Below are 12983 nucleotides of genomic sequence, written 5' to 3'. Positions count from 1 at the left end.
CGTTGATTGGCTTCGACGACAGTAACCCCGTGGAGGTCCTTCGACGGGCTTCACCACGACATAGACACAAGGAAGACGCTACATGATACGCAAGGCTGTTCTGCCTGTTGCCGGTCTCGGCACACGTTGCCTCCCGGCCTCCAAGGCCATCCCCAAGGAAATGATCACCATCGTCGACAAGCCGGTGATCCAATATGTGGTGGAAGAAGCGGTCGCAGCCGGTATCAAGGAAATCGTGCTGGTCACCCATTCCAGCAAGAATGCCATCGAGAACCACTTCGACAAGCACTTCGAGCTGGAAACCACCCTGGAAGCCAAGGGCAAGCTCGAGCTGCTCGAACAGCTGCGTAACATCATTCCGGATGACGTCAAGATCATCAGCGTGCGCCAGCCGGAGCCGCTGGGCCTGGGCCACGCCGTGCTGTGTGCCAAGCCGATCGTCGGTGATGAGCCGTTCATCGTCATGCTGCCGGACGTGCTGGTCGATGGCGAAGGACTCGAGAAGAATGACCTGGCGCGCATGATGGAGGCCTACGAAGCCACCAACGCCGCCCAGATCATGGTCGAGAATGTCCCGCAGGACATGGCCTACAAGTACGGTATCGTCGCGATCGACGGTGACACGCCGGAAGCCGGCAAGTCCGCCCTGATCAATGGCATGGTCGAAAAGCCGGCCCCGGGCACCGAGCCGTCGACCCTGGCGGTCATCGGCCGTTATCTGTTGCCGGGCCGTATCTTCGAGCTTCTGGAGAACACTCCGCCGGGCGCGGGTGGTGAGATCCAGCTGACAGATGCCATCGACACCCTGCGTGACGACAAGGCCGTCGCGGCCTACCGCATGGCCGGTGATACCTACGATTGCGGCCACCAGCTGGGCTATCTTGAAGCGACTCTTTCCTTTGCCAAGCGTCACCCGACCTTCGGTGAAGGCTTCCGCGAGCTGCTGACTCGCTACCAGGAGAAATAAGCCATGCAGGTGCTGGTGCACGGAAGCGAACTGGCGGCGGCAACGGCCAGCGCCGCTCTGGCGAGCGTGGGTCACCGTGTCTGGTGGTGGCCACATGAGGACATGGACTGGGCTGCCCTGGAACGCGTCGACTGGTTGAACAGTGAGCCAGGCCTGCGCGAACGTCTTGATCGCCATCGGGAGCGGGGCGATCTCACTCTCATCGAGGACCTCGAGTCACTGCGGCGCATCGATATCCACTGGATCGCCGTCTCGCCGGACCAGCGCGAAAGCGCACTGAGCCGTGTCGAGCAGCTGGTGGCGACCCTGGATGAGCCGCTGGTGCTGGTCAACAACTCGACTTTCCCGGTGGGCACGACCGAGCGTTTCGAGGCGTTGCTGCCGCGTGACGACCAGTACGCCGTCGCCTTGCCGGACATGCTGGAGGAGGGCCGTTCACTGGCCACCTTCGAGCGTCCGGCCCGCTGGTTGCTTGGGAGCGAAGCGGAACCTGCCACCCTGCGGGTGCAGGAGCTGCTGCGTGCCTTCAACCGGCGTGAAGATGTCTTCCAGATCATGCCGCGCCGCGCCGCCGAACTGACCAAGCTGGCCATCAACGGCATGCTCGCGACGCGTATCAGCTACATGAACGAAGTGGCGGGTCTGTCCGACTCCCTCGGCGTCGATGTGGAATATGTGCGTCAGGGCATGGGCGCCGACCCGCGTATCGGCTTCGGCTATCTCTATCCGGGCTGTGGATTCGGCGGCCCGAACTTCTCGCGTGATCTGATGCGTCTGGCCGATGTTCAGCATCAGACAGGGCGTGAATCGATGTTGCTCGAGCATGTGCTCGACATCAACGAGGCCAAGAAGGAGACGCTGTTCCGCAAGCTGTGGCAGCACTTCGATGGTGAATTGCGCGGTCGTACCGTGGCGATCTGGGGCGCGGCCTTCAAGCCGGGTACCGCGCGTATCGACCATGCGCCGGTCTTGACCTTGCTTGAGGCGCTGTGGGCCCAGGGCGTGCGCGTGCGCGTGCATGATCCCGCGGCCTTGTCGGCGCTGGGGGAGGCCTGTGGTGCGCATCCGTTGCTGGAGCTGGTCGATGGCAACATGTATGACGCCCTGGAGGGCGCTGATGCCCTGATGCTGGTCACCGAGTGGAAGTGCTACTGGAACCCGGACTGGCAGCGCCTGAAGCGTGAGCTGGGCGCGGGCCTGGTGCTCGATGGTCGCAACATCTTCGACCCGCGTTACGTGGCAAGTCAGGGACTGGTCTATCGCGGCATCGGCCGCCGTGCCAGCCCCTGACGGGCATCTCGGTGGGTCAGGCTGACGCACTCTGAAGCTGATGTTCTCTCAGACTGACGCACCTTCAGGCTGAGCCTTGCGTGCTCAGTATGCAAAAGCCCTCATCCGGGACCGGATGAGGGCTTTTTGTCGTGGGGCTCAGGTTTGAAACCTAGGCCGCCAGGCTTTTCATGATGACCGCCAAGCTGTCTTCAGGCCCAGGGCTCGAGCACGAACTTGCCCACGTGGCCCTTGCTCAGAAACTGCTGTTGCGCAGTGACGATCTCGGTCAACGGGAAGCTGGCCGCGATCAGCGGACGAATCTCGCCTTGCTCCACGTAGCGGATCAGATTGGGGAAGGTGGCTTCACACCAGGCAGTGGTGCCCAGCAGGCGCAGGTTCTTGAGGTACAGGTCGCGCAGGTCCAGCGTCACCATCGGGCCGGCGATGGCGCCGGTGGTCACCAGACGGCCGCCACGCGCGAGCAGTTTCATCATGACCGGGAAGTTGTCGCCCGCGACATTGTCGACCACCAGGTCGACGCTTTCGTGGCCCAGCAGCTCGAGCAGATCGGCCTTGCGGTCCAGAAGCTTGTCGGCGTCAAGTTCTGCCAGAGCCTCATGTTTGGCAACGCCTGCCACGGCAAACACCGTCGCGCCGCGGCGCTTGGCCAGCTGCAATGCAGCGGAACCGACCCCGCCCGAGGCGCCCAGGATCAGCACACGCTCGCCCGCCTTGAGCTCTGCCTGTTCGAGCATGTTTTCCGCCGTGCCATAGGCACAGGGCAGGGAGCCAAGCTCGACATCGCTCCAGTCACAATCCACCGCGAACACTTCACTGGCGCGCACGCTGACGAACTGCGCGAAGGCGCCGTCGAAATCCGAGCCCATCCATTCGTTTTCCAACGAGTCCCAGCCCTCGCTGCGCATGCAGGAGCGTACCAGCACGCGCTTGCCCAGCAGGCTGGCATCCGCATTCGGGCCCAATGCCACCACCTCGCCACAGCAATCCGTGCCCTGTATCAGGGGGAAGGGCGTCTCTCCCTTCCAGCCACCTTCCGGCGGTGCCGGCTTGTCGGTCGTCGCGTCTGCATCCGCGTTGTCATGCACGCTGCTGGCCTGTTGGGTCGCGGTAGTGATCGTGGAGGAATACCAGCCCAGACGCGTATTGATCTCGGTATTGTTCATGCCAGCCGCCAGCACCTTGATCAGCACCTCGCCTTCACCGGGTGCCGGCACCGGGCGCTGCTGCGTCTCGAGGCATTCATAACCCCCATGGCCGGTGGTCACGATCGCCAGCATGGAGTCGGGCAGAGAGGAGGTCGAGGTGTCAGTGGGCATCGGTATTCCCTTTTTTCAAAGTATGTATTTCGTGCAGTCAAAGAATGCATTTCAAGCAGTGTGTGCCAACCATGTCGTCGAATCCCTGTGAGCGATCAAGATGTACGCAACGAGGTAGAGCATACGTTCTACTTCTACATCATTAGATAGGGGCACCTCCGTCATTTGCAAGTCGACAGACGAGATTCTTCTCCAGGTGGTGCATACAGCGTAGCCAAGCCTTGCGTGTAGCAGGCTCGCGGCTGGGTGACGTTGTCTTGAACGAAAAAAACCCCGCCAGTTGGCGGGGTTTTCAGAGCAGGTCATCCAGGCGTCATATCAGGGTGACGTCGGATGCCTTGGCTCAACTGGAGTTCCGAGCGGTAAACGACTCGGCCTCCTGAGGCTAGCCAAGCTTGGTCTAGCCAAACTCAATCTGGAAAAGCTCAGGCTGCGAAGTTCTGTGCAGCGAATTCCCAGTTGATGATGTTCCAGATGCTTTCCAGGTACTTCGGACGCGCATTGCGGTAGTCGACGTAGTAGGCGTGTTCCCAGACGTCGACGGTCAGCAGCGGAGTCTGACCAGACTTGGCGATCGGGGTGTCAGCGTCGTCAGTGTTGACGATTTCCAGCTCGCCCTGGGCGTTCTTGACCAGCCAGGTCCAACCGGAACCGAAGTTGCCAGCGGCGGAAGTGTTGAAGGCTTCCTTGAAGTCAGCAACGGAGCCCCACTTGGCCACGATGGCGTCTGCCAGCGGGCCGGACGGCTCGCCACCACCATTCGGGGACAGGCAGTGCCAGTAGAAGGTGTGGTTCCACACCTGAGCTGCCTGGTTGAACAGACCACCCTGGGCGCTCTGGATGATCTCTTCGAGAGATTTTTCTGCGTCAGCAGTGCCTTCGACCATGCTGTTCAGCTTGGTGACGTAGGCTTGGTGATGCTTGCCGTAATGGTACTCAAGGGTCTCGGCAGAGATGGTCGGCTCGAGTGCGTTCTTTTCGTACGGCAGTGCTGGAAGTTCAAATGCCATGGGGATCAGCTCCTTTTCCTCACCAATTGGGTCGTACTCTGCCTTCGTGGGGCTTGGGGCTGAGTATTTCAATGCCTGACCTGCCATCGCGTGATGGAAGAGGGTCAGACAAGCACAGACTCAAGCTCCGCGACCAGCATCACTCCCGGCCCTGAAACTGGCCACCCGCTCAGGCAGCGGGCAAGGGCGAAAGTGCATGACTCGCCGTGCATCCTTCATGCCGTGGCTACGCGCATGAAATGTGCAATCAGCGTGAAAAACCTTGTGAATCCAGATAGCTACGAAGACAGAGGCTGCGCGTATCGCAGTGTCTGGCACTATAGCACCCAGACACCGACAGGCCAACGCTGGTGGGCACTGACCGCGGGATCCCCTCAAGCGTCTTGCAGGGCTCGCGTTCATTGCCAGGCTTTTGCCACATTCCTGCCACTCTGCCCTCGATGACGGGCCATGGCGGGAACCTGATGAGATGACCGAGGTCAGCTGTTAGACTCGATTTCCTGTACGTGAACCGTGACTTATCTTTTGCAGAACCTGCATGACTGTATTTTTATACAGCAAGGCGAAAAAGCGCACTTCCGGTCGTCTTGCGCCGCCTTGAAGATGCTGCGCTGAACCTTTCGCTGCTGATCGTTTGCCGGACCTGGAGCCAGAATGCGGCCGCACAACGCTGAACCGTCTCTCAATGACTCACCGGACGATGCGCTGGTCGCGCGTCCCGACGATGCGCTTGGCGTGCATCACACTCGTCCCCCCGTGCCCAGACGCTGGCCGACGTGGCTTTGCCTCCTCGCCCTGGGGGGCGTGGTGGGCTGGCAACAGTGGCAGCTGCATGACCTGCAGACCCTCGGGGGCGATCAACGCGATCAGCTCGGCGCGCGTGTCAGCCAGCTCGAACGTTCCGTGGCCCAGCTCGAGCAGCAGGGCGATGAGCGCCTGAGCGAACTGCGTGATGCACTGGGTGAGCAACTCAGCGCCCTGGACAGCCAGTTGAATGACACTGTCGTGCCGGCGCTGACCACCCTGCAGGAGGACAAGGCGTCCCTGTCCAGTGAGGCCGTCGCGCGCCTCGAGACACTGGAAGGCAAGGTGGCGAAGGACGCGGATGGCGCTCAAGAGCGTCTGACCGCCATGGACGAGGCGCTTGATCGTCTGGATGGTCGCGTCACGACGCTTGCGCAGACAGGTGACAATCACGCGACCCTGATCACGGCGCTGCAAGGCTCGATGGCGGCGCTGGAATCCCTCAGCCGTGATGGCCGTGCAGCGCTGGGCGCACGTCTGGATGCCCAGTCGGCCACGCTTGAGCACCTCGAGCCGCTGGTGGACAAGACCTCCAGCACCCTGGACACGCTGGCTTCCCGCATCGAGAGCTTGCAGAGCGATATTGAAAGCGAGGTTGAGAACAGCGCCGAGCAGTTGGCCTCGCTCGAGACTCGCCTCACGGCACTCAAGACGGACCTGGCCACGCAACAGACTCAGACGCGTGACTTGCAGCAATCGCAGCAGCAACTGGGCGAGACGCTGAAGGCACTGCCGGAGCCTGCAGCCGCCGCTGATGGCGATGAACTGGCCAGCAAGCTCAAGGGCCGTTTCGCGCCGCTTGACGAGCTGACAGCGCTTGAGAGCGCGCAACGCTCACTGGCCTCCCAGCTGGGTGAGCTGCGCCGTCAGCAGACAGCGCTCAGTGCCGGCCTGGAAGCCAGCTCACAGGGGGCGTCAGAGGACACGCGAGAGCAGTTGCGCTCGCTGGATGCCAGCCGCCGTCAGCTGAGTGGCCGTGTCGCGTCGCTGCTGGGCCAGGTATCTGAGCTTGAGCAGCGCGTCAGTCGACTGGAACGTCGCTGAGCCGGTGCCGCAGGGATACAAGTAACGACGATATGGCGTGGTCCGCCACTCTGGCGGGCCATGTGACACGCCCCGTGATGACCGAGCGCCGCACGACATGATGAATGGGAACGATGGACAGTGCTTTCCACCAGCACTCAACAAAGGACGAATCATGAGTGGCGACAACAAAGAGTCTGCTCGAGCGACCGGGACGCGCGGTTTGCCGCATCGCTATCTGACGCCGCTGATCGTGTGTGGCGGCCTGTGCTTCGCGCCGCAGGCGCTGGCGATCGATGCCGCCGTCAAGGGCGTCAAGGGCGCGACGGCGACCAATGTGGTCAACTTCCTGGCCGGGGTGACGCTTGAGGGCGATGCACCGGCCGAGCGCTATGAGGATGAGATCATCCGGCGCACCCAGGAAGCGCTGCAGGCCTTCGGTTACTACGATGCCCAGATCACGCTCAGCTATCCCGAGAAGGGGCTGTTGGGCGGCGATGATGTGGTCGTGACGGTGGATGCCGGTGAGCCGGTCACCATCGAGACGCTGGAGCTGCGACTCGATGGTGACGCCGCGCGCGACAAGGTCATGAAGAAGGTACTGGCCGACGCCGACCTCGAGGAAGGCGATGTGCTGCGTCACTCTCGCTATGACAGCCTCAAGTCGACTCTTACGTCGCTCAGCCTCGAGCGCGGCTATTTCGACACCTCCTTCTCCCAGCAGCGCATCGAGGTACGCCCCTGGCTGCACTCGGCACGCATCTATCTGGTCATGCAGAGCGGTCAGCGCTACCGCTTCGGTGATATCACCTACCTCAACAGTCAGATAGAGCTGGATCGCGTCAAGGCCATGCAGCCGTTCGAGACTGGCGATTATTACGAAGCCGGCAAGTTGACCCAGTTCAACCAGCGGCTGAGTGAAGCCGGCTGGTTCCGCTCGGCCGCGATCAAGCCACAGCTCAATCCGGGCGCCGAACTCAAGACCACCAGTCCCGACAGCGAGATCAAGACTCCCTATGCCGAGGCACAGGGCTATGAGGGGTCATGGCTTGCCGATGTCGAGAGGACTGAAATCGAGAGAGCTGAAGTTGAGGGTGCTGAGGGCGAGCAGACGGGGGATGAGAGCCGTCGCGCTGACGCGGCGTCCCGCTCGGACTCGACGGTCTCTGCTGCGCAGGCCACCGTGAATGCTGATGACGCTGACTCCGCTGTGGCTGGCACTACCGAAGCCGCCGGCAACGACACGCCGGTGCTGACGGGCGATGCGCTGGAGGCCGCGGTCAAGACGGCCAACGGCCCCATCATCCCCGTGGACATCAGCCTGATTCCCGCTGACCGTCACAAGTTCGAGACCGGTATCGGCTACGCGACGGATGTCGGGCCACGTCTGCAGTTCAGCTGGGAGATGCCGTGGGTCAATCGCTATGGCCATAGCCTGACCAACAGCCTGTTCCTATCCTCACCGGAACAGACCTTCGAGGGCGAATACCGCATGCCGCTCGAAGACCCGCTCAAGGATAGCTATGTCCTCGAGTACGGGATGTCGAACACCGACGATGAAGATACCGAGAGTCTCGAGACCACCGTGCGCTTCACCCGCGAGTGGAAGTTCGACAATGGCTGGACCCAGCGCGTGTTCTTCGGTTCCACCTATGAGGACTACACCCAGGCGGACGAATCCGGGGCCGTGCTGCTGCTGTATCCCGGTGTGAGCTGGAACCGCACCCGCACACGCCCCAAGACCTTCCCGATGTGGGGCGACCGCCAACAGCTGACCTTCGAGTACGGCGATCAGATGTGGGGTTCGGACGTGACCTTCCTGCGCTCTCAGTTCAACACCAACTGGATACGCTCCATCGGCGACAACCATCGTTTCGTGGCGCGCATGGGCGTCGGCCACGTCGATACCGACAACTTTGATGACATGCCGCCCTCGATGCGCTTCTTCACCGGGGGCGACAACAGTGTGCGTGGCTATTCCTACGAGACACTCGCCCCGGAAGATGATGACGGCGATCTCGAAGGCGGTAGCTCGTTGCTCACCAGCAGCCTGGAATACGATTACCGTCTGACGGGCGACTGGTGGGGCGCGACCTTCTACGACGCCGGTAACGCCTTCAATGGCTGGGACGCACTCGAGCTCAAGACGGCGGCCGGCATGGGGATTCGCTGGATCTCGCCGGTGGGGCCGATTCGTCTCGATATCGCCCATCCCTTCGATGACGATGACAACGATTACCGTATTCACTTCTCGATCGGGCCGGAATTCTGAGCGGGCCGCGTCTCTAAAACGAGTGTCGTGCGGATCAAGCGCCAGCAAAGGACCATCAGCTGAGCGGGTGAGCTGATAAAAAAGATATGGAGATGTTGGAATTGTCTAATCCCTATGTACGTCGGGGCGGCCTGGTCATCCGGTTGCTGATATGGCTGCTCGTGTTCCTGATCGGGCTGACGATGCTGCTGGTCGGGGGCGTGCTGTCCCCGTGGGGCACCGGGCTGGTGCTCGATCAGGCGCGCTCGCGTGGCTTCATCGATTATTCCCAGGCCTCCGGCTCACCGCTGGAAGCACTGTCGCTCAAGGACGTCTCGCTGGATCTGCCGGGGCTGGCCGTCAATGCCGATTCCCTGTCGCTGGCCTGGGGCGAGGACTGTCTGCTCAAGGGCAAGCTGTGTCTCGAGTCGCTGGAGTCCAGTGGTCTCGCGATCACCCTGAGCGAAAGCGGTGCCAGCACTGAGCCGGAAGCGGAGAGCGATGAGAGCCTCAACGTGCCCATCGTGGTGCCGATTCCCATCGAGGTGCGCAAGGTCGCCATTGATGACTTCGCCCTGGCGCTGGCGGATGGCAGTCGCGTCACCTTTGATCATTTCCATACCTCGGCTGCGCTGTCAGTGAGTACGCTGACGCTGGGCGAGACACGCCTGATCACCAGTCGTTTCATTCCGGCCGATGCCGCCGCGGCTCAAACGGCGTCAGATGCCGTCAGTCTCGAGGGAGTGAGCATCACGCCTGAGGCTCAGCAAGCGGCAAGTGCAGTGGTCAATGCTCAGGTCGTGGCGCCTCAAGCCGAGAGCGCCGCCAAGGCTACCTCGAACAAGGCCATCACGGATGAGACCGTCACGGATGACGCCGCAGAAGTGTCTGGCAAGACTGCCGCTGAAACCACGGATCAGCCAGCACAGGCCGGGCGCATCGCCTTGCCGGAAGTCTATATTCCGCTGACCATCGAGGTTCCCGATCTCGCCATTGAAGACTTTGCGCTCGAGGGGCCAAGCCCGTATGAGGTCAGTCGCCTGTCGCTGGCGCTCAAGGCGGAAGGACATGACATCACGCTCTCGCGTCTCGAGGTCGATTCCCGTGACGTGAACGCCGATCTCGTGGCGCAGGTTACCTTGAAGGACGAGTATCCCCTGAGCGCCACGCTCAATGCCGAGACCCTGATTGATCCCGTGCGTCATGAAAAGCTCCGCCTGACTCTGGAGGGCTCGCTGGCGGATCTTGAAGCCTCTCTCAAGGCCGACGGTCCGCTGGCCGCTGAGCTGGTGGCCAGCGCGGATGTACTGGACAACGATCTGCCCTTCGAGGCGCGCCTGAGCTCCGAGCGGATCACCTGGCCCTTTGCTGCCGTCGCTGATGCCTCTGATGACACCTCCGCTGATGCGCAGAAAGGCGCTCAGACAGCGACCCAAGCCAAGGATGGCAAGAATACGTCCGGCACCGCTGCCGCTGCCTCCTTCACGCCTGACTATAGCGTCGAGAATCTGGCACTGGTCGCCAAGGGCTCACTGTCGGGGTATACGACCACGCTGGACGCCATCATCGAGGGGCGTGACATTCCGCGCGCCACCTTGTCATTGGCAGGCGACGGCGATCTCGAGCATTACCGCTGGCAGCCGCTCAAGATCGCGCTCAAGCGTGGCTCCGCGACCACCCGTGGCGAGATTCACTGGCAGGAAGGTATCCAGGTCGCCGCCGAGCTGGCCCTCGACAAGCTGCATCCCGAAGACTTGCTGCCGGCCCCGACCGGGGGCGGTCAGAAAGCCGTGCGTGGTGAGCTGAGCGGCAATCTCGTGGCCAGCTTCAATCAACCGCAGCAAGGCCCGTGGGCCGTCGATGTCAGCAAGCTGGATATCCATGGCACCTTGCTCGAGCGTCCGCTCACGCTGACCGGCAAGCTTTCAGGCAATGCCGACATGCAGTGGGACGTCAACGCGCTGGAGCTGCGTCAGGGCCAGAACCGGCTGAGCGCCAATGGCAAGATTGCCAAGACCATCACTCTGGCGGCCAACATCGATTTCCCGGCGCTCTCGACCCTGATGCCGGATATCGCGGGTGAGCTCAAGGGCAAGATAGATGCCTCGGGCACGCTCGACAAGCCTCAGCTGGCGAGCAACTTCACCGCACGACGCCTGCAGATCGGTGAGAACCGTATCTCCGACTTGGCGCTATCGGCCGGGGTCGATGCCCGCAAGCGGGGCATTGATGACCCGGCACTGGATATCGCCCTGAATGCCGATGATGTCAGAGCTGGCGGACAGCAGATCGCGACGGTCGCGCTGACGCTGGGAGGCTTCCTGAGCGATCACACCCTGCAGTTCGATACCGAGATGGCCGGTGAGATGCCGCTTTCTCGTCTGGGGCTGACCCTCAAGGGTGGGCTCGACAAGGCGCGTGAGCATTATCGTGGTGCGCTGTCTCCGCTGACGGCGAATACCGACTTCGGGGATTTCAACTTCGACACACCGGCGAGCTTCGATGCCAATCTCGCCAAGGGCAGCGTGCTGGTGCAGCCGTTCTGCCTGAGTCGTGAACAGGGCGGCCAGATCTGTGTCGCCGAGCCCTTGAGCGCGGGTAACGACGGTCAGGCCGTGGTGACTCTCGAGGGGATTCCGCTGGACATGGCCCAGAGCGCCATGCCGGAGAGCTGGACCATCGGCGGGGCCACGGGCGGCAAGATCACGGCAAGCTGGAAGCAGGGTGGCCAACGCTGGAATGCTGACGCGGAGCTGGCGGGCAAGTTGACGCTGGCCGGCGAAGACGCCGACGGCAATGCCTGGTCACTGCCCGAGACCACCCTGCAACTGGCGCTGGAGGCCACACCCGACAAGGCCGATCTCGATACCCAGATTCGCCTCGACAGCGCTGGCGGTATCGGTCTCACCGTGTCGGTCCTCGACCCGGCGGGCGCAGGCCAGCTGGATGGCTCGCTGGCCATCCGCGACATCGACCTCTCGCCGTATCGTCCGCTGGTGGCGGGCATGACTCAGCTGGAAGGCAAGCTGGCGGGTGACGTCGAGGTCGGCGGCAACCTGAGCCTGCCGTCGTTGACCGGCCCGATCGCGCTGACCGGCGTCAAGGTCCAGGGCGAAGGCCTGCCGGTGTCGCTGTCGGATGCCCAGTTCACCGTCGACTTCGATGGCAACAGTGCCGATATCGATGGCTATCTGGTGGGCAATGATGCGCGCTGGGGCATCGATGGCGAGGCGGCCTGGCCGACGCTTGAGGACTGGACGGCGTCATTGAACCTCGACGGCGCGAGGAATCCGCTCGAGCTGCATATCGCGGGGATCGGCCGCATGCGTGTCGCGCCGGATCTCGAGATCAATGCCAGCCCCACACTGCTCAAGCTGCGGGGTGACGTCAGGGTGCCGTGGACACGCATCGAAGTGGACCAGGTGCCGCCGTCTGCCGTGTCACCCTCCAGTGATACCATCATCATCGAGCGTCCCAGTGATGAGGACACCTCCAACCCGGCCGAGCTTGCCGATGGCAGCGATACCGCTAAGGCGCTCAACGAGGCCGGCATGGCGCTGGATGTGCGCATCGGCATCCATATCGGGCCGGATGCACGCCTGGAGGCGATGGGGCTCAAGACCAAGCTCAGAGGCGATCTCGATGTGCGTCAGTCCAAGGGCGGCGTGCAGGTCTTCGGTGAGGTCAATCTGGTCGACGGGACCTACAAGAGCTTCGGGCAGGACCTGCAGATCAGCAAGGGACAGGTATTGCTGGCCGGACCGCCCTCGAGCCCGCGTCTGAATATCGAAGCGATCCGTGATCCTGACAACACCGAGGACGACGTGACCGCAGGGGTGCGTGTGACGGGACTTGCCTCGTCACCCAGCGTCGAGATCTTCTCGGACCCGTCGATGGATGAGTCCTCGGCACTGAGTTATCTGCTGCGCGGTGAAGGCCTGGACAGCGACACCAGCAGTGACAGTGCGGTCACGTCCGCCTTGATCGGCATGTCACTGGCGCAAAGTGGCCAGGTGGTCGGCCAGATTGGGGAAACCTTCGGCGTGCGCGATCTGAGTCTGGACAGCTCCGGCAGCGGGGATGACAGCCAGGTGGTGGTCAGCGGCTATATCGCCCCGGACCTGAAGCTCAGCTACGGCGTCGGGCTGTTCTCGCCGATCGCGGAGCTGACACTGCGCTACAAGCTGTTCCGCAACCTGTATGCCGAAGCGGTGTCCGGCACGGCGCAGGCCGTGGATCTGCTCTACAGCTTCTCGCTGGGTCGCAGCGAGCTGGCGCCCAGAGTCGGCAAGGACAGATGACACGTCAGGCCCATTGAG

Annotated in this window: 7 protein-coding genes; 5 read left to right on the top strand and 2 right to left on the bottom strand. The window is 62.4% G+C overall.

What is annotated here, in order from left to right; translation table 11 throughout:
- Positions 1-82: 82 nt before the first annotated feature.
- Together galU and QD208_RS08190 are read left to right on the top strand one after the other, a co-directional pair.
- Positions 83-967: a UTP--glucose-1-phosphate uridylyltransferase GalU gene (gene galU, locus QD208_RS08195; protein WP_054556681.1), complete on the top strand. Its 885-nt coding sequence runs from the start codon at positions 83-85 to the stop codon at positions 965-967.
- 3 nt (positions 968-970) lie between these two features.
- The gene (locus tag QD208_RS08190; protein WP_107334805.1) at positions 971-2257 is read left to right on the top strand and encodes a nucleotide sugar dehydrogenase; all 1287 of its coding nucleotides are present in this window, start codon (positions 971-973) and stop codon (positions 2255-2257) included.
- Positions 2258-2448: 191 nt separating this feature from the next.
- Here the strand turns inward: QD208_RS08190 and QD208_RS08185 are convergent, their stop codons facing one another.
- On the bottom strand, positions 2449-3576 hold the full coding sequence (locus QD208_RS08185) for an alcohol dehydrogenase family protein (protein ID WP_279836493.1): 1128 nt from the start codon (positions 3574-3576) through the stop codon (positions 2449-2451).
- A 425-nt stretch (positions 3577-4001) separates the two neighbouring features.
- Positions 4002-4586: a Fe-Mn family superoxide dismutase gene (locus QD208_RS08180; protein WP_043334256.1), complete on the bottom strand. Its 585-nt coding sequence runs from the start codon at positions 4584-4586 to the stop codon at positions 4002-4004.
- 654 nt (positions 4587-5240) lie between these two features.
- Here QD208_RS08180 and QD208_RS08175 point away from each other — a divergent pair.
- The 3 genes from QD208_RS08175 to QD208_RS08165 all read left to right on the top strand — a co-directional run bounded on the left by QD208_RS08175 (position 5241) and on the right by QD208_RS08165 (position 12965).
- Positions 5241-6434 (top strand): hypothetical protein, encoded by a 1194-nt coding sequence (locus tag QD208_RS08175; RefSeq protein WP_279836492.1) that lies wholly within the window; start codon positions 5241-5243, stop codon positions 6432-6434.
- Between the two features lie 154 nt (positions 6435-6588).
- Positions 6589-8685 (top strand): autotransporter assembly complex protein TamA, encoded by a 2097-nt coding sequence (locus tag QD208_RS08170; RefSeq protein ID WP_279836491.1) that lies wholly within the window; start codon positions 6589-6591, stop codon positions 8683-8685.
- Between the two features lie 92 nt (positions 8686-8777).
- Entirely contained in the window at positions 8778-12965 is a 4188-nt protein-coding gene (locus QD208_RS08165; protein WP_279836490.1) for a translocation/assembly module TamB, read from the top strand.
- Positions 12966-12983: the final 18 nt, after the last annotated feature.

The organism is Cobetia sp. 29-18-1, assembly GCF_029846405.1.
GTDB lineage: Bacteria > Pseudomonadota > Gammaproteobacteria > Pseudomonadales > Halomonadaceae > Cobetia > Cobetia amphilecti.
This window is presented reverse-complemented; position numbering and strand designations above follow the sequence as displayed.